Genomic DNA, 17,373 nt, shown 5'->3' on the forward strand with positions numbered 1-17,373 from the left:
GTTATGGACACCAATCCGGTTAATTATAAACGAAAAACAAACGTTGCCTGGCTGTTTAACATGGCCTTGCGCGATAGCAGGAAAAACCGGTCGAGGTTGTTCCTGTTCATATCGGCCATCATATTTGGGATTGCCGCGCTGGTGGCTATCTACTCGTTCAGGTACAATGTGCAAAACGATGTAAATGGCCAGGCCGCAACCCTCATTGGCGCCGATTTGCTGATATCGGGCAATAGACCCGTAGATCCGAAGCTGAAGAAGATGCTCGACTCGCTGGGCGATAAAAGATCAACCGAGCGGAGTTTTGCATCGATGGCCTATTTCCCTAAAAGCAAAGGCACCAGGCTGGTACAGATCAGGGCTTTGCAGGGCGATTACCCTTACTACGGCGCTATAGAAACCACGCCCGAGATTGCCGGCACCTCCTTTAAGCAAGGCCAAACAGCCCTGGTTGATAAAACGCTGATGCTGCAATTTGGTGCCAAGGTTGGCGACTCGGTACGCATAGGCACCGAACATTTCCTGATTGCCGGCGCGTTAGATAAAGCCCCCGGGCAAAGTGGCGCTATGGCGGGCATAGCCCCGGTGGTGTACATCCCGATGCGATACCTGGAGCAAACCGGCCTCATGAAAACGGGCAGCCGCGTAAACTATACTTTTTACTACAAGTACGACCATAAAGTTGATATGGAAAAGCTAACCAAAAAGCTGGACCCCATATTGGATAAAAATGGCATGAACTACGATACCATTGAAACCCGCAAGGAAAACACCGGCAGGGCCTTTGGCGACCTGGGCCGTTTTTTATCGCTGGTGGGCTTTATTGCCTTATTGTTGGGTTGCGTGGGCGTAGCCAGCGCCATCCATATCTATGTACGCGAAAAGATAGCCTCCATAGCCATTATGCGCTGTTTGGGCGTTAAAGCGTCTGAGGCGTTTTTGATTTACCTGATCCAGATCGTTGGCATCGGGCTGATAGGCTCCGTAGCGGGCGCGGCTTTGGGTACGGCCATCCAGCATTTGCTGCCTATAGTTTTTAAAGACTTTTTGCCCTTCACTATTTCTGTCGAGATATCATGGCTGGCAATTGGTCAGGGTATTTTATTGGGGGTAATTATATCGATATTGTTTGCTTTGCTGCCGCTGATATCGGTGCGTAATATATCACCGCTGAACACGCTGCGCATGTCATTTGACGAGGCAGGCCGCAAACGCGATCCTTTAAGCTGGCTGGTTTACCTGCTTATTATCGCTTTTGTTTTGGGCTTTACCTATTTACAGTTAGATAGCTGGATAGGCAGTATCTTTTTCACTATCGGTATTTTAGTGGCCTTTATGATATTGGCCGCCGTGGCCTGGTTGCTGATGCGCGTGATGAAACTGCTTATCAACAGCGGCTGGAGCTATTTATGGCGACAGGGTTTTGCTAACTTATACCGACCAAATAACCAAACTTTAATCCTGATGGTTTCTATCGGGCTAAGCACGGCCTTTATTTGTACGCTGTTTTTTATCCAGAGTATCCTCATTAGCCAGGTAAATTTATCAAGCAGCGGCAATCAATCCAACATGATTTTGTTTGATATCCAAAAAAGCCAGAAGGATGCGGTAGCCGATGTAACCCGTAAAAACGGATTGCCAGTTTTACAGCAGGTGCCGATAGTAACTGTACGATTGGAGCAAATAAACAGCAAAACCGCCGCTGATGTAATTAAAGATACCACCATCAAAATCCCGCATGGCGTGTTTTCCTGGGAGTATAGGGTAACGTTCAGGGATACATTATCATCATCAGAGAAACTGCTGGACGGCAAATGGATAGGCAAGGCCGAGGCCGGGAAAGACATCCCCGTTTCGGTAGAACAGAACCTGCAAAAACGTGCGCACCTTAAAATTGGCGATAAGCTGGTGTTTAATGTTCAGGGTGTGCCCATGCCTGCCTATGTAGCCAGCGTGCGTAAAGTTAATTGGGGCAAAGTACAAACCAATTTCCAGGTGGTTTTCCCTACCGGTGTGCTGGAAGATGCACCGCAATTCCAGGTGCTGATGACGCATGTGCCCTCAAGCAAAGTGTCGGCGGCGTTTCAGCAGGCAGTTGTAAGGCAGTTCCCTAACATATCCATTATCGATTTGGGTTTGGTTTTAAGTATTTTAGATGAATTGTTAAGCAAAATCAGTTATGTAATCCGTTTTATGAGCGCGTTCAGCATCATTACGGGTATAGTAGTACTCATAGCCTCGGTACGCATCAGCAAGTACCAGCGCATACAGGAAAGCGTTTTGCTTAGAACATTGGGGGCCAGCCGTAAACAAATATTAGCTATAACAGCGTTAGAATACCTGTTTTTAGGTAGTTTATCGGCATTAACAGGTATATTAATAGCCGTGGCAGGTACATGGTTTTTAGCGAAATATAGTTTCGAGATCCCCTATTCGGTTAGCTTTATACCCGCGCTGATTTTATTTTTTATCATCGCTTTGCTAACGGTAATTATTGGTTTGTTAAACAGCAGGGGCGTATTGAACAAGCCGCCTTTAGAGATATTAAGAACAAACGCTTAACCGCGTTGTATTTAGTTTTATGAACAAAGTAAAAATCTTTTTTATGCTTGCGGCCACATTTGCTTTGGCAAGTTGCGGCGGAAGCAATAAATCAAACTCCAATGCATCAGCGCCGGCCGATACTGCCGCGAAGTCTGCTGCATCGGCACAAGTGCAAACGATTTTATTTTTTGGCGATAGTTTGACAGCAGGCTACGGGTTGGATGACCCGGCTGATGCTTTTCCCGGTGTTATCGCAAAAAAAATAGATTCGTTAAAGCTGCCCTATAAAGTGATTAACGCCGGGGTAAGCGGCGAAACATCTGCCGGAGGCAACGGCCGGATAGACTGGACATTAAAACAAAAAGTTGATATATTTATACTGGAATTGGGTGCAAATGACGGCCTGCGCGGCATATCGCCTACCGAAACTGCCAGAAACCTGCAATCTATTATTGATAAGGTAAAGGCAAAATATCCCTCGGCCAAACTGGTCATGCTGGGCATGCAGGTACCGCCAAATATGGGCGCCGATTATGTAAACAAGTTTAAAGCGGTGTTCCCCACATTGGCCACCAAAAATAATATGGCCCTGGTGCCATTTCTGTTACAAGGCGTAGGCGGCCACCCCGACCTTAACCAGGGCGATGGCATCCACCCAACAGAAAAAGGCGCTAAAATTGTTGCCGGGAATGTTTGGGAGGTTTTGAAAGGTGAGTTGGAGAATCCTAAGGGCACGTATTAGTATCAGTACAATTTCGAAAAAGACAGAGGGTTGTGCGATTCCTTCCTTGGGGAAGGAGGAGGTAGGGGTTTATGAAGCGTTCGCGTACAAGGTTCATAGTCGCGCGGCGAAACCCCTCCCTGCCTTTGCGCACGACGTCCGCCGCACCCCTCCCGTTGGGAGGGAATAAAAATATTCCAATTTACAATATTTTCAAAAACTCAATCCGTAAGCGCCTGGTATACCATCGCCCGGAATTTATCCTGGAAGGCGTTGTGTGGCAATGGCCAATTCTGAACAAACAACAGGCACACGAGGTGTTCTTTTGGGTCAACCCAATACAGGGTGCCAAAGAAGCCGCCCCAGGCAAATGAGCCTTCGCTTATGCCCAGCTTTTTTGAACTTATATCGGTTGTCAGGCCAAAGCCTAATCCAAATTTATCTTTACCGGGGTTAATGTAAAGGTCGCCGATCTGGTTGGTGGTCATTAGTTCAACAGTGTGCCGTGCTAATAAACGCTGGCCGTTATAAACGCCGCCATTCAGCATCATTTGCAAAAAAGTGGCATAATCTTTAATTGTGGATGTTAAACCAGCCCCGCCCGCATAATAGGTGCCGTTAACAGTGGGGTAATCGGCGCTAAGGCCCTCAAAAGTAGATGCATTCCATTTAATAAGGTGGTCTTTTTTATCGGGGGTATACACTGCCACCAGCCGGTTTTGCTTGGCTGTGGGGATATAAAAATAGGTATCCTTCATCCCAAGGGGATCAAAAATGCGTTCCTTCATAAACTGGTCCAGGCTTTTGCCCGATAGTTTTTCGACCAGGTAGCCTAAAACATCTATGTTAAGGCCGTAAGTCCAGCGTTCGCCCGGCTGGTGCTCCAATGGTAATGGGCCCAGTTTTTTCATGGCATCTGCCAGTAGTATTTTATCGGTAACAAAGCCGGCCGGAATATGGGCTTTGGCATAAACGGCATTCATCGTGGGCGAGCCGATCTGGGCATAAGCTATCCCCGAAGTATGGGTAAGTAAATCACGAATGGTAATTTCCCGCCTGGCGGGTACAGTGGTATAAGTAGTATCTTTAGGATTGAAGGTATCTATCACCTTTGGATGAGCAAACGCTGGCAGGTATTTGGAGATAGGATCATCCAGCAAAAACTTACCTTCTTCAAACAGCATCATTACAGCTACACTGGTAATTGCCTTTGTTTGCGAGGCGATGCGAAAGATAGCATCGTTATTCATCAACTTTTTTTGTTCAACATCGGCCATGCCGAATGATTTATAATAAACCATTTTGCCGTTGCGGGCTATCAACCCTACTGCCCCATTGATATAGCCCGAATCGATGGTTTGCTCAATCATGTTATCAATACGCTGCAAGCGGTCGGCAGAGAATTTTTCATTGGCCGGTGTACCAATTTGCAAAGTATTACCCTGCGCAAGGGCATCAGCAGCAAACGCAACAAACAGCAGTAAAGCAACAATCTTTTTCATATCCCGGGGAGAGGTTTATAATTTGGATACAAAGTAGGATTTTTTGCTTAATAAAACGAAATGTGTAGGTAAACAGACTACTACTTTTTATTGGGGGCATCGGCCTCATCCTCCGGAACATTGCATAAAAAAAGCTGCCCGTATAGGCAGCCTTTTCATTTATATATATGGGGAGATGAATTGTATTATCTGGTATCAGCAGAAAGCTTATTGCCTTACACCAAACCCGCCGCGGTTTCCGGCAAAATCGCGTCCACCGCCGCGGTTTCCATGGTCCTGACCACCGCCATTGCTGCCGCGGTCATGACCGCCACCCTGGTTTTGGTTGCCATGATCCTGCCCGCCCCAGTTGCCATGGTTTTGGTTGCCGCCACCGTGGTTATCATTGTTGTTTGGCCTGCCGCCCCAGTTACCACGGTCGCCTCTGTTATCTGGCCTGCCACCCCAGTTACCACGGTCGCGGTTATTATCTCTTCCCCTGTCCCATCCACGGTTGTTGAACCTGTTATCGCGGTTTTGGTAAGCATATCCTCCATCGTATCGTCTTTCAAAACGGTGACCCCAGTTGCCGCGGTCGCCGGCATAACCACCCCACCTTTGCCTGTATACATCGTGGTGCATATAAGGGCGGTTTCCACGTACCTCGTATCTTGTAGCGGTACGCCAGTCATAGTTGCGGTAAGCGCCTGGCAAGTAGGCACAGGTTACCCAGTCACGGCCATTATTATAGTAGTAGTAATGGTTAGAAACACTATAGTAAGCCTCTACTTCGGGTAAATAGTAATAATCATCACTATCATCGTTGTAGTTTACCTGGGCATAATCATCGTTATAAACCGGTTGCTCTTCAACCACAACAGGCGGAGGGCTTGGCACATAAACACGGTGCACAGGAACATTAAAACCTACATGTATTGATAATTGAGCGTTTGCTTTATTAGCTATTAAACCACTCATTGCTATTGCCGATAATATGAATAACTTTTTCATTTTGTTAAATTTTATATAGCTATGACCACTTGCAAAGGCAATGGTTTAATCCATTGTTGCTATATATGTTACAACAGCTATAAATCAGTACTTAATTTGTTAACGGCATCGATTGTGAGAAATTTAATTTGGCGGTATTACCTATAGCTCGTATTAACCGCTATCTGGAATGATTTCCGAAAAATCCTAATTGTCATACAATTACTACAAATCAGATTTCGGGATTCCCTGTATATTTATTTATTTTGATAATCAATCAGAAGCCATGAAAAAAAGAAACATCGTATGGACAATGCTGCCTGTTGCAGCTATTGCCGGTGCTATACTGTTTAACAGTTGCAAAAGCGGCAACACCGATAATAAAAATGGCAGCGACACTACCGGCACAACAGCAACTACAGGCAGTGCCGGTCTTAAGCTTCCTGCAGGTTTCAGCGCAGCCGCAATTGCCGAAAAACTGGGTGGTACCAGGGAAATAGCCATTACGCCGCAAAACAACATTTACGTAAAGCTTAACACCATAAAAGATGGCAAAACCATTTTGTATTTAACACAGGATGGTGATAAAGCCACTTTGAAAACAAGCTTTGGCGATTATAAAGGCACCGGCGCCTTTGTGAAAAACGGCTATCTGTACGCTTCATCTGACGAAGAAGTTTTCCGTTATAAATTGAATGACAAAGGTGAAGTAATAAACCCCGGTCAGCCCGAAAAAATTGTAACAGGCCTGTTAAGCCGCAACGAGCACGAGGCCAAAGCCATAACGCTTGATAACGATGGCAACCTGTATGTTAATATTGGCGCGTATTCCAACGCCTGCCAGGTAGCCGATAGAAAAAAAGGCTCGCCGGGCCAAAAAGGCTGCCCTATTTTAGATTCGGCAGGCGGCATCTGGCAGTTTAAAGCTGATAAGCTTAACCAGCACTATGGCGATGGCATCCGTTATGCCACCGGCTTGCGTAATGTGGTGGGGATGGATTGGAACCAACAAAACAACCAACTTTTTGTAATGCAGCATGGCCGCGACCAGCTTCATGACCTGTTCCCTGAATATTTTACCACCAAACAATCGGCCGATTTACCTGCCGAGTGCATGTATGCCATTAAAAAAGGCGATAACGCCGGCTGGCCATATATGTATTACGACTGGCAGCGAAACAAAAAAATATTAATGCCCGAGTATGGCGGCGATGGTAAAAAAGAAGGTGGCGAAACAGCCATAAATCCGGCGGCCGCATTTCCTGGCCACCTGGCACCCAACGGCTTATTGTTTTACACCGGAAGCCAATTTCCCGAAAAGTATAAAAACGGCGCTTTCATAGCTTTCCATGGTTCGTGGAACCGTGCGCCAGAACCGCAGGCCGGATATTTTGTAGTTTTTCAGCCGTTTAAAGATGGCAAGCCAAGCGGGGCTTATGAGGTATTTGCAGATAATTTTGCAGGAAGTGCCGAAAAAGCGGCCAAAGGCAGTGCCGAGCATCGCCCATGCGGATTGGCGCAGGGACCAGATGGCTCGCTTTACGTAACCGACGATAACCAGGGAACTATTTACAAAATCACGTATAAAAAATAACAATGGACTTAAAAAAAGCCCTCGTACTAATACCGTTAATTACATTTTTTACCATTGCCGGATTACAGGCACAAACCAAAAAGCATAAGCCGGTTAACAGAACAGCTAATGTGGCAGCACTAAAAGCAGCTATGGACGCCGGAAGCAAAGTATTTATGGAGTACTGTGTAACCTGCCACCAGGCCGATGGTATGGGCGTGCCCAATATGAACCCTCCGCTGGCCAAAACCACCTACGTAACCGGCGATAAAACACGGCTGATAAAGATTGTGCTAAACGGTTTTAGCGATGATGTGGACATTAACGGCGAACGCTACTCCAACACCATGGCCTCGCACGATTTTTTGCAGGATAAGGAAATTGCCGATGTACTTACTTATGTAAGGAATAGCTTTGGCAACAAAGCATCGGCAGTAAGCGCGGCGCAGGTAAAAACAGTAAGGGCGGCGAAATAGGTGAAAGGCGAAAGGTTAAAGGTTAAAGGTTAAAAAAACTGAAAAGGTTTTTCAAAGGCTTTATCATAAATCAAAACGACCGTCTGAGTTGTAAAATTTCGCGAAATTCTGAAGGAAGAATGACAATGATTTCGCCCTAATGTCATGCTGAACTTGTTTCAGCACCCCACGTGCTAAGTATACTTCATGCGGGTCACATGTCCTGTGGGATCCTGAAACAAGTTCAGGATGACTTCCGTTTTTTAACTTGTCATGGGTAGCATCGCTTGTACGAAAATTGCCTCCATCAGGTACACGAATGAATTGCACAAAAAAGAGGCTGATCATGATTTATGATACAGCCTCTTTTGCTTTCGTCCTTCTATGTCGGACCTTGGGTCTTTCCCCTTTTACCTTTCGCCTTTCACCTTTTACCTTTCGCCTTTGACCTTACTCCGTTATCTGGTAAGTATAAGCCAGCGTGTGCTTCATTTTTGAGCGGATGCGTTTCATGCTTTGCTCAATATCAATTTTATCGTTATGGTCGGTTACTTCCATAAAGGCTTTTTGATAGTTAATTAAGGCTTTTGTCCAGTCTTTGCTTTTTTCGTGGAACAAGCCAAGCAGGCTATAAACTTCGGCGGTATCAACTCCGGGCGTATTCAGGGCTTTAACAGATACGTTGTTTACCAGTTTTTCCATATTCAAAAACACAAGCAAATCAAGATAATGTGTGTAGTTATCCGGAAATGAAGGCTCCAGCTCCATACAGGTTTTAAAATGGTAACCCGCGGTTTGGTAATCTTTAACTTCGTAATAGTATAACATACCCAATTGGTGATGGGCACGCGCGTATAAAGGATCGTTGCTGATAATTTCGTTCAGTAATTTAAGCCCTTTGGTAGTTTTACCATAAGAGAGTTTATCCACGGCCTGCAAATACTTTTCTTCGATAGTATAATAAGTGTCCATAAATTTTTGTTGTATAAAAATTGTGCTAAAACTCAGCACTTGTTGTAATAAATAATGATGTGTAATAAAAATGTTTCGGTATAAAAAGTATTGCCGCTATACCGGGGTGGAGAAGCGTATGATTGATGCATAACCCTTCTGCTGCGGCACCATGGGCCACATTATAGTTTTACAGAATGAATTTTTAAACAGCATCATTTATTTTTTTACAAATTTACAATTAATGTGGCAATTTGCAAAATGGGGGGGAATTATGATACCTCGCCTTAAAACAGACGCCAGCAGTGTGTCTATTCAACCGCCGCAACCTAAGATCTTCTATGCACTCCGAGGAGCATCTTGCCTTTGTCTAAAACCTAACACATCCTGTCATTCTGAGGTACGAAGAATCTAATAATGAACTTTGCAGGGGTGGTTTGCGTGGGTACAATAGATGCTATGTACCTACCCATGACATGTTCGATTTCCCTGTCATCCTGAGGAACGAAGGATCTATCAGCTGTGCATGACCGATAGAAAAGTTCGCGAATAGATCCTTCGTTCCTCAGGATGACAGTCTTTTATTTTTGAATGTCATTTCCCTTTCAGAATTTCGCGAAATTTTACCACTCAGAATGACACATTGAAAACGGAAGTCATCCTGAACTTGTTTCAGGATCTCACAGGACAGGTAACCCACATGAAGTACACCTGGCATGTGGGGTGCTGAAACAAGTTCAGCATGACATTGGGGATTAAATCGTCATCATTCCCTCTTTCAGATTACGTCTGCCTGACAGTGTTGTAAGAGCAACTACGCCGCAATAGCCGTATTCCCTCTACCGCTTTCTATCATAAAATTATTTTTCAATTCCCGTTCAGATACCAGTACGCTAAAATCGTCGTATCTAACGCCGTGATCAAGCGGATAAAGGGTGTAGCCGCGTTTAAGGGCATCATAGGTTCCAAGCTCGAAAATTTCGTCTTGTTGTTTTCCTTTTATTTTTGCGCCGGCTACCAACTGGTAGGCGTCGAATATATTTTCAAAATTATTGTTTTTCATGGTACTAATACCATTACAATTACTTTGCCAGTTTTTAAGCAAACCAGTCAAAAAGATCATTTTGTTTCAACGCGGCCTTTTCTTTTTTATTTAAATCATTGATTACCAACCCCTCGCCCATTTGTATTATTCGTGTGCCATAGGTGTAGGCGTCTTTTAAGTTATGGGTAATTAGTATGGCGGTAAGCTTAAAATCGCTAATCAGCTTATCTGCAGTGCGCATCACTACGTCGGCCGAGCGGGGGTCGAGCGCTGCCGTAGGTTCATCAAGCAGTAAAACCTTGCAGCTATCCATTACACTCATCAAAAGCGTAAGGGCCTGCCTTTGCCCACCCGAAAGCGTGCCCATGGACTGCTCAATTTTATTTTCGAGCCCCATGCCCAGGGTGGCAATCTTATCTTTTACTTCGCGCTTAAATTTATCATTAATACCGATAGATAAACCCTTGGACCTGGTACGAATAGCCGCCAGCCTGAAGTTATCCAGGATGCTGAGGTCTGATGCTGTACCACTCATGGGGTTTTGAAAAACACGGGCTATCCACTGGCTGCGTTTATAGTCGGCCAGTTTGGTTACATTGTTATCATCAATAGCAATTGTACCACTATCCGGCATAACGCTGCCTGCAACCAGATTGAGCAGGGTGGTTTTACCCGATCCGTTGGAGCCTACTATCACCAAAAACTCCTGGCTTTTAATTTGAAGCGTGATACCATTAACCGCGTTTACCTGGTTGGCCTTTCCCTTATTAAAAACCTTATGTACATTGTTTATAGCTATCATGAGGCTTTATTGAATGATAAACGGGGAAGACTAACAATGAGCAACACAAAGGCGGCGGTAACCAACTTAAGCAAATTGGCATCAACACCAATGGCCAATACAAAAGCCAACACCAGCTGAAATATTACCGCGCCCGCTAAAACCAGGGCCAAACTAACCCATACTTTGGTAATACGAAACCAGTTGATGAGCGTTTCGGCAATAATCACCGAACCTAAACCTACAATAACTATCCCGATACCCATGCTGATATCCGCAAAACCCTGGAACTGTACGATGAGGTATCCGCTGAGTGCCGTAAGCGCATTGGCCAGAGCCAGGCCGGTAATTTTCATCCTGTCGGTATTAACACCCAATGCACGGATCATCGATTCGCTGTTGCCGGTAGCCCGCATGGCTATGCCGAAATCTGTTTTGAGCAGGTAGCCAATAAGTAAGGTTATTATGACCACGAACACCGAGAGCAGGATAAATGTGTTTTGGTTAGGATCGGCCACGATGTTTAAAAGCGAGAACAACGAAGCCGTACCTATAAGCGGCAAATTGGAGCGCCCCATAATAGTAAGATTGACGGAGTACAAGGCAGTCATGACCAGGATACCGGCCAGCAAAGCATTTATTTTTAGCTTGGTATGAATAAGCCCCGTTAAAGCTCCGGCAAGCCCGCCAGCTATAATCACAGTTGGTAAAATAAGGTAGGGTGATAAATGGCGACTTAGCATTACAGCCGTAACAGCACCGCCTAAAGCGTAACTGCCATCGGTGGTGATATCAGGAATATTAAAAATCTTCATAGAGATATAAATTCCCAGCGCAATGGCCGAAAAGCACAATCCCTGCAACAAAGCGGTAAGGTAAAAATCCATATTTTGGAGCTGAAAGCTTAATGTGTAAAGCTGAAAGCTAATTTACAGTAAAGTGATTATTTAACAGCTTCGAAGTTTGATGGTACGGTAATGTTATATTTTTTTGCAGCAGCGGGATTGTATACCCGCTTCCTCACTTTTACCATTTCCCATTTCAGGCCGCCGGTTTTATGTGTTTTTAAGTACTGGGCAGCCTGAGTGCCTGCCTGGTACCCCCATTGGTAAATATCGGCACCAAAAGCGGCTACAGCGCCGCGTTGTACCAAACCGGCTTCGCTGGTAAAAATGGGAACATTTTTTTCATTACAGCTTTTCAGGATGGTTTCAAAGGATGCAAAAACGGTATTATCGGGGTTGGCAAAAAAGGCATCAATATTTTTACTTAACAGCGACTGCGTAACCAGCTGGGCATCTGCCGAAGTGTTTACCGGCAAGGCGACAATAGTTATATGCTGCTTTTCGGCCAATGATTTGATCCGGTTAAGTGCATCTGCCGATTGTGGTTCAGCTTGATTATAAATCATCCCGATAACCAATTTAGCCCCTTTGGGCTTCAGCAGTTTGGGAATGATAGAGAACGAGGTGTCGATATAATTAAGATCCTCCAAAGCACCAAACAGGTTTGCAGGGGCCTCGCCTTTATCATTCAATAGCTTCATCCTTTCGGGTACGGGCGATACCATCGCAAAATCGGGAATGGTTTTGGTGTTTTGCAGGGCTGTTACCGTGGCCAAAGTGGTGCAGGTAGCCAGCAGGTCAACCTTTTCGGATATAAAGTAATTGGTGATCTGTGTAAGGGTGGGGATATTGCTTTGCGCATTGCGGTACTCTATCTGTACCGTTTTCTTTTCTTCGCTAAAGCCCTCCTTTTTCAAGGCATCGGTAAAGCCGGTACGGGCCTGGGATATGGTTGCATCTTCAAAAGCATCAACAAAACCAACAACCGGGATATTTACTGCCTTTGGTTTGGGCTTACATGATGCTATGGTAATCAATAATAAAACGGCGGGAATGTATTTGAAAAACTTCATTGTACTAAGTTAAATATTTGAGGAGGAGCCCCTCCCAACCCTCCCCGGAAGGGAGGGCTTTGCAAGTATAAAATTATGAAAATTATTTAAAGTCTCCCCAACCGGGGGAGATTTAGAGGGGGCTGTGCGCCAACTCCTCCACCAACCCCACCTGCCCCGCATTAATCTTTACCTTCGCTTCGTCAACAGTAAACCATCCTGCCCTATCCACCTCGGGAAACGGCTGCATTTTGCCCGATTTTGGGGGCCATTCTATTTCAAATAAATTGCTTTTAATGTTGTGGGCATCTATGTCACCTTCCACCAAATATGCCTGCACTATTTTGCCGCTTTTTTGTTTAATGGGTTTTAAGGGTATAAATTCTCCGTCGATATATTGCCCGGTTTCTTCGTAAAACTCGCGTTTGGCAGCTGCAAGCGGGTCTTCGTCGCCCTCATATTCGCCTTTCGGGATTGACCATGCGCCATCATCCTTATTTTTCCAGAACGGGCCGCCCGGATGAACCAGGAAAACCTGTAACACATCGTTAAATTTGCGATAAAGCAGTAATCCTGCACTTTGTTTGGGCATAGTTTTTTAAGGTTTATAAGCTTTCGGCAGGGAAGCATTTTAAATTTCATGGTCAACCATATTCCGTTACCCAATATCAATAATATTAATTTTTTCGCGCAAAGTTGCTAAGCCGCAAAGAAAAAATAACCAAATCACTTAGCGCCTCTGCGTCTTTGCGCGAAATAAATCTTATCAATGGCAGCTTTCAGCTTTTATTATACAAGCGTAAAGTAATATTGTTATTTTTATATCCAACTACAACCTAAAATAATTAAATCCATGGCAGACGAAAGATGGAGTAAATTTAAAATTACTGCGGATTTTGACACCGATGTACGCAGCATTTATGAGGCATGGGCCACTTCGGCCGGCCTCGAAAAATGGTTTTTACGTAAGGCCGATTTTTATGCCATTGCAGGCCGCCTACGCGAACCCGAAGAGTTTATCAAAAAAGAAGATACCTATTCCTGGTACTGGCATGGTTTTGATGATACCGCCGTAGAGAACGGGCAGGTACTTGACAACAATGGCTCCGATTTGCTGAAGTTCACTTTTTCGGGCGGCAGCATTGTTACCGTCGATATCCAAAGCAAGTACGGATTAACTGTTGTTGAATTAACCCAGGAAAACATTCCTGAAGAAGATGATCCGTCAAAAAACCTGTTTGTGCAATGCCAGATAGGCTGGACGTTTTACCTGGCCAACCTGAAATCGGTTATCGAAGGTGGCAACGACCTCCGCAATAAGCGGCTGGATGTAGCCAGTAATTTCAAATAAATTCATTTTACACTGACAAACAAACCGCTGTATAATTATAGCTTTGTCAATCAAAAAATTCCCCCTTCAGGGGTTAGGGGACTTCGCTTATGTTTACAGGCATTATAGAAACTTTAGGAAAAATAGCCGATCTGAAACAGGATCAGGGCAATTTACATATCACGGTTGAATCGGCTATTGCGCACGAGTTAAAAATCGATCAGTCGGTAGCGCATAACGGCGTTTGCCTAACGGTAGTGGCCGTAGCCGACGGACTGCATGTGGTTACCGCTATTGAAGAAACGCTGAATAAAACCAGCCTGTCGCACCTTAAAATTGGCGAACCGGTAAACCTGGAACGCTGCATGCAAATGAACGCCCGCCTGGATGGCCACATAGTACAGGGCCATGTTGACCAAAGCGCCGTTTGTACCGCCTTTAAAGAGCTTGACGGCAGCTGGGAATATACCTTTGAATATGATGCGGCCACGGGCAATGTAACTGTCGAGAAAGGCTCTATCTGCGTAAACGGCATCAGCCTTACGGTTGTTAATTCGCAGGCCAATAGCTTTTCGGTAGCCATTATCCCCTACACTTTTGAGCACACCAACCTGCACAACGTGCGCGAAGGATCAGTAGTGAACCTGGAGTTTGATATTATAGGTAAGTACGTGGCACGGTTGATGAATAGGTAGTAGATACGCGCTTTTTTTTATTCCCTCCCAACGGGAGGGGTGCGGCCGGCAATGAGCGCAAAGGCAGGGAGGGGTTTTACGAGCGGCGAATTACAAAGTTGCTTGAACGACTGATTTAACCCCTACCTCCCCTTCCCCCAAGGAAGGAATCGCACAATTCCATGCTCTTTTCTGGTGAAGACTATAACATTGAAATCCATCGCTGCATTAAAAGCACGCCCTACCGCGATAACTCCGTAACCCTTGCCATTGCATAGCTTACATACTTTTGCTGTTTACCGGTTGGCTTACTGGTCATGAATTTTTTGTAGTACTTAACGGCCATTTTTTTGTTTTTAAGCGATCCATCGTACATCGTAGCCATCAGGTAGTAAATAATCGGCTTCTCATCAAATTGAAGGGCTTTTTCATAGGCCGCTATCGCCGATTTGTATTTTTTCCGTACATCGTAGCTATCAGCCATTTCGGTGTAATAATCACTTATATTGGGCGATATGCCTGCTTCAATAGCCTTGCCCAGGTTTTCAATCGCCATAGGCTGATCTTTGAGTTCTTTATAAGCCAGCGCGGCAATATAGTAGCTGGTTTCCGACTGGCTTACTTCCGGGATCCGTTTAAAAGCATCTATACTGCATTCATATTGCTTCAGGTTGTAATAGGCCGATTCCAGTTTAGTCAGTACCAAACCATTATCGGCCCCGGACGCTATCAGTTTCAGGCAGGTGCTTTTTACTATATCATATTTCTTTTCGGCGTATGAAAGCTTCAGCAGGCTTTGCAATAGCACGATATTTTCGGGATCCTGGCTAATAGCTCCATCCAGCACCTTTTCGGCCTGTGCGTTAAGCTTTAGGGTTACATACATATCGCTTAAGTCCGATGCTACATCGGCATCGGCAGGGTTTAGCTTATTGGCTTTTTGCAGGTACATGGTCATCTTATCCAGGTCGTTTTTATCCTGGCTAATTTTTGCCAGCTGTTTAAAAACATAAAAATTGGTCGAATCTTTTTGAGCTAATACCTGGTAGTACATTAACGCCTTAACATTATTGCCCCGCCTTAAGTTGATAGAACCCAGGCTATAAAGTACCGCCTTACTGGTCGAATCTATCGCATACATGCGTTGGTAATACCCCTCGGCATCGGGCAGCTTGCCGGCCATTTGCGATGTATAGGCCAGTTTGCCCAGTATTTTTATATCGGTTACAGGCTCCGGATAAGTTTGCTTTAACAGGTCGGCAGCCTCGGCAAACCGCTGGCTTTGGTAGTAATCTAACAGCAAAGCATCACTTGCGACTGTGTTTTGCTGGGCAATTGCAGGTTTAATTAAGCACGCTAAAAACAGGCAGATTATTATATTCTTCATATCAACTAACACATTAGTTACTTTAAACTAAAGTATTAGTTATATATCAAATATCCAAATGGTAAACAATTTTTGTTATTTGAGGTTGAGTAGATATAACAATTAAAAAACACAACTTATGGATAAGCTAAAGAAATTCGGACTGATGGAGAAAATTGTCCATGAACTGGAAGATTTAAAAAACAGCCAGCAGGCAATCATCACCAAACTGGCTAAAATAGAAGTAGATAACATTGACCTTGGCGATAAACGCCTGGAAAAAGATTTGCCCGACATGCACCAGCGTGTTGCCGATAACCTGGACACTATTGCCAGCATCCTGCAAGACTTTGCCAGCCAAACCGAAAGCTACAGCGATAAAAATAACATTACCGCGCTAAGAGAGCAGGAAGCCATTGGCAAATTGTAAAAATTTGTTGCGACATAAAAAAGGCGCCTTGAACTAAGGCGCTTTTTATGTGATCATTTCTTTGATCCAAACAGACGCTCGCTATTTATTTCCCCGCTGCCTTTTCAGCTTCTTTCCTCCTGTTACGGTTATATTTATTTATTGCCTTTACATAATTTTTGCGCTGGATATTTTCCAATGCATCAATATCATTTCCCACCATCTGTTTTAAGTTTTCCTCTGTGCATTTTACTATGGGGCCATCATCGTGCAATTGGATTCCAACTATCGTTCCTTCGTCAAAATACCGATCAGTTTCGAAACTTAAATACGCGTATACATTAATACTGCCCGATAAAACCTTAAACATCCAGCAACTATCTTTAGCTATTCCTTTATAGAGTTTTTCGCGCGGAGTATTTACAGGCGCCCTCAACTCAACTATCAGGGGACTACTACGTTCGATACTTATTGTTTGATTGGGATATATCCGTTGGTTTCGGTTTGTATCACCTTTTGGCAGGCTCTTATCTACATATAACAAATAATTTTTATGCGTGCTTTTATCAATTAGTATTGTTGAGGTTACTTCTTTCCGGCTGCTATCCGCCATTGTTACAAAAAACTTATATTTAAGATTGCCATCTGAATGCATCCTGGCCATCATACTCATTTGCATCTGCGAGCTCATCCGCATTTGCGCCTGCATAGAATTCATTGCTCCCATATTCTGGGCCGAAGATATTTTCCCGGCCAAAACAATTAAAAAGATCAGAAGATATTTACAAAACGGCTTCATTATGATTATTTAGGTAGGCTAATATATCATTTGAAAAGCATATAAAGCGTACCCTCTATATAAAAATCAAGAAAATGGCAATGTTTTAATAGTAAGGGCGATGCCTGAGGCCCGGGCTAACCGCTCATACTGCACAGGCCTTATTCACAGGCCGGTATCCGCTTTTATCCCTATCGCAAATTGTCTGAATCAGAATTTTTCACCTTTTGTTTGTTTTTAAGAGGTGTTCAAGAAGGCTACGCCGTTTACAGAATTAAAGAATAAGCAGAATGACAAAACAGCTTCCTCCGTAGGATGACGTATAACTTTAACCGTACTGAGTTAAGCTCTTTTATCTACTTCAGCTGAAAGCTGAAG

The 17,373-nt window shown here is 44.4% G+C and carries 17 protein-coding genes; 7 read left to right on the forward strand and 10 right to left on the reverse strand.

From position 1 onward, the window contains the following. Positions 1-3 precede the first annotated feature (3 nt). Entirely contained in the window at positions 4-2,562 is a 2,559-nt protein-coding gene (locus AC1RM2_RS02925) for an ABC transporter permease (protein WP_492983203.1), read from the forward strand. 19 nt (positions 2,563-2,581) lie between these two features. Further along, positions 2,582-3,286, forward strand: a complete 705-nt coding sequence (locus tag AC1RM2_RS02930; RefSeq protein ID WP_492983205.1) for an arylesterase — start codon at positions 2,582-2,584, stop codon at positions 3,284-3,286. 200 nt (positions 3,287-3,486) lie between these two features. On the opposite strand, the gene AC1RM2_RS02935 is transcribed toward AC1RM2_RS02930, so the two are convergent. Next, entirely contained in the window at positions 3,487-4,767 is a 1,281-nt protein-coding gene (locus AC1RM2_RS02935) for a serine hydrolase domain-containing protein (RefSeq protein WP_492983207.1), read from the reverse strand. Between the two features lie 207 nt (positions 4,768-4,974). After that, complete coding sequence (locus tag AC1RM2_RS02940; protein ID WP_492983209.1) at positions 4,975-5,757, reverse strand: hypothetical protein; 783 nt, start codon at positions 5,755-5,757, stop codon at positions 4,975-4,977. Positions 5,758-6,022: 265 nt separating this feature from the next. Between AC1RM2_RS02940 and AC1RM2_RS02945 the strand changes: the two genes are divergently transcribed. Further along, a complete protein-coding gene (locus tag AC1RM2_RS02945; protein ID WP_492983211.1) occupies positions 6,023-7,330 on the forward strand; it encodes a PQQ-dependent sugar dehydrogenase in 1,308 nt (435 codons plus the stop codon). A gap of 2 nt (positions 7,331-7,332) precedes the next feature. Next, positions 7,333-7,785, forward strand: coding sequence for a c-type cytochrome (locus AC1RM2_RS02950; RefSeq protein WP_492983213.1), 453 nt, complete (start codon positions 7,333-7,335; stop codon positions 7,783-7,785). A 429-nt stretch (positions 7,786-8,214) separates the two neighbouring features. Here the strand turns inward: AC1RM2_RS02950 and AC1RM2_RS02955 are convergent, their stop codons facing one another. The 6 genes from AC1RM2_RS02955 to AC1RM2_RS02980 form a co-directional block, all read right to left on the reverse strand. Next, positions 8,215-8,736 carry a tetratricopeptide repeat protein gene (locus AC1RM2_RS02955; protein ID WP_492983215.1) on the reverse strand — a complete coding sequence of 174 codons (522 nt, stop codon included), beginning with the start codon at positions 8,734-8,736 and terminating at the stop codon, positions 8,215-8,217. Between the two features lie 793 nt (positions 8,737-9,529). Beyond that, on the reverse strand, positions 9,530-9,778 hold the full coding sequence (locus tag AC1RM2_RS02960; protein ID WP_492983217.1) for a hypothetical protein: 249 nt from the start codon (positions 9,776-9,778) through the stop codon (positions 9,530-9,532). 34 nt (positions 9,779-9,812) lie between these two features. Further along, complete coding sequence (locus tag AC1RM2_RS02965; RefSeq protein WP_492983219.1) at positions 9,813-10,562, reverse strand: ABC transporter ATP-binding protein; 750 nt, start codon at positions 10,560-10,562, stop codon at positions 9,813-9,815. After that, positions 10,559-11,428, reverse strand: coding sequence for an ABC transporter permease (locus tag AC1RM2_RS02970; RefSeq protein ID WP_492983221.1), 870 nt, complete (start codon positions 11,426-11,428; stop codon positions 10,559-10,561). Before AC1RM2_RS02970 ends, AC1RM2_RS02965 begins: the two co-directional genes overlap by 4 nt. 56 nt (positions 11,429-11,484) lie before the next feature. Then, entirely contained in the window at positions 11,485-12,459 is a 975-nt protein-coding gene (locus tag AC1RM2_RS02975) for an ABC transporter substrate-binding protein (RefSeq protein ID WP_492983223.1), read from the reverse strand. Positions 12,460-12,571: 112 nt separating this feature from the next. Then, the gene (locus AC1RM2_RS02980) at positions 12,572-13,030 is read right to left on the reverse strand and encodes an NUDIX hydrolase (protein ID WP_492983225.1); all 459 of its coding nucleotides are present in this window, start codon (positions 13,028-13,030) and stop codon (positions 12,572-12,574) included. Positions 13,031-13,291: 261 nt separating this feature from the next. On the opposite strand from AC1RM2_RS02980, the gene AC1RM2_RS02985 reads away from it, so the two are divergent. After that, positions 13,292-13,789 (forward strand): SRPBCC family protein, encoded by a 498-nt coding sequence (locus AC1RM2_RS02985; RefSeq protein WP_492983227.1) that lies wholly within the window; start codon positions 13,292-13,294, stop codon positions 13,787-13,789. An 89-nt stretch (positions 13,790-13,878) separates the two neighbouring features. After that, positions 13,879-14,463, forward strand: coding sequence for a riboflavin synthase (locus tag AC1RM2_RS02990; protein WP_492983229.1), 585 nt, complete (start codon positions 13,879-13,881; stop codon positions 14,461-14,463). Positions 14,464-14,683: 220 nt separating this feature from the next. Here AC1RM2_RS02990 and AC1RM2_RS02995 read toward each other — a convergent pair whose 3' ends face one another. Further along, entirely contained in the window at positions 14,684-15,829 is a 1,146-nt protein-coding gene (locus AC1RM2_RS02995; protein WP_492983231.1) for a tetratricopeptide repeat protein, read from the reverse strand. 118 nt (positions 15,830-15,947) lie between these two features. Here AC1RM2_RS02995 and AC1RM2_RS03000 point away from each other — a divergent pair, with 118 nt between their 5' ends. Then, entirely contained in the window at positions 15,948-16,238 is a 291-nt protein-coding gene (locus AC1RM2_RS03000; protein ID WP_090653013.1) for a hypothetical protein, read from the forward strand. A gap of 85 nt (positions 16,239-16,323) precedes the next feature. Here AC1RM2_RS03000 and AC1RM2_RS03005 read toward each other — a convergent pair whose 3' ends face one another. After that, positions 16,324-17,016, reverse strand: a complete 693-nt coding sequence (locus AC1RM2_RS03005; RefSeq protein ID WP_492983233.1) for a hypothetical protein — start codon at positions 17,014-17,016, stop codon at positions 16,324-16,326. Between the last annotated feature and the right edge of the window lie 357 nt (positions 17,017-17,373).

It is taken from the genome of Mucilaginibacter sp. GW822-FHT03E02 (assembly GCF_058801545.1).

Excerpts from the sequence above, each read along its gene's own strand:
- AC1RM2_RS02925 (WP_492983203.1), top strand. The coding sequence starts at position 4 with ATGGACACCAATCCGGTTAATTATAAACGAAAAACAAACGTTGCCTGG.
- AC1RM2_RS02930 (WP_492983205.1), top strand. The coding sequence starts at position 2,582 with ATGAACAAAGTAAAAATCTTTTTTATGCTTGCGGCCACATTTGCTTTG.
- AC1RM2_RS02935 (WP_492983207.1), bottom strand. The coding sequence starts at position 4,767 with ATGAAAAAGATTGTTGCTTTACTGCTGTTTGTTGCGTTTGCTGCTGAT.
- AC1RM2_RS02940 (WP_492983209.1), bottom strand. The coding sequence starts at position 5,757 with ATGAAAAAGTTATTCATATTATCGGCAATAGCAATGAGTGGTTTAATA.
- AC1RM2_RS02945 (WP_492983211.1), top strand. The coding sequence starts at position 6,023 with ATGAAAAAAAGAAACATCGTATGGACAATGCTGCCTGTTGCAGCTATT.
- AC1RM2_RS02950 (WP_492983213.1), top strand. The coding sequence starts at position 7,333 with ATGGACTTAAAAAAAGCCCTCGTACTAATACCGTTAATTACATTTTTT.
- AC1RM2_RS02955 (WP_492983215.1), bottom strand. The coding sequence starts at position 8,736 with ATGGACACTTATTATACTATCGAAGAAAAGTATTTGCAGGCCGTGGAT.
- AC1RM2_RS02960 (WP_492983217.1), bottom strand. The coding sequence starts at position 9,778 with ATGAAAAACAATAATTTTGAAAATATATTCGACGCCTACCAGTTGGTA.
- AC1RM2_RS02965 (WP_492983219.1), bottom strand. The coding sequence starts at position 10,562 with ATGATAGCTATAAACAATGTACATAAGGTTTTTAATAAGGGAAAGGCC.
- AC1RM2_RS02970 (WP_492983221.1), bottom strand. The coding sequence starts at position 11,428 with ATGGATTTTTACCTTACCGCTTTGTTGCAGGGATTGTGCTTTTCGGCC.
- AC1RM2_RS02975 (WP_492983223.1), bottom strand. The coding sequence starts at position 12,459 with ATGAAGTTTTTCAAATACATTCCCGCCGTTTTATTATTGATTACCATA.
- AC1RM2_RS02980 (WP_492983225.1), bottom strand. The coding sequence starts at position 13,030 with ATGCCCAAACAAAGTGCAGGATTACTGCTTTATCGCAAATTTAACGAT.
- AC1RM2_RS02985 (WP_492983227.1), top strand. The coding sequence starts at position 13,292 with ATGGCAGACGAAAGATGGAGTAAATTTAAAATTACTGCGGATTTTGAC.
- AC1RM2_RS02990 (WP_492983229.1), top strand. The coding sequence starts at position 13,879 with ATGTTTACAGGCATTATAGAAACTTTAGGAAAAATAGCCGATCTGAAA.
- AC1RM2_RS02995 (WP_492983231.1), bottom strand. The coding sequence starts at position 15,829 with ATGAAGAATATAATAATCTGCCTGTTTTTAGCGTGCTTAATTAAACCT.
- AC1RM2_RS03000 (WP_090653013.1), top strand. The coding sequence starts at position 15,948 with ATGGATAAGCTAAAGAAATTCGGACTGATGGAGAAAATTGTCCATGAA.
- AC1RM2_RS03005 (WP_492983233.1), bottom strand. The coding sequence starts at position 17,016 with ATGAAGCCGTTTTGTAAATATCTTCTGATCTTTTTAATTGTTTTGGCC.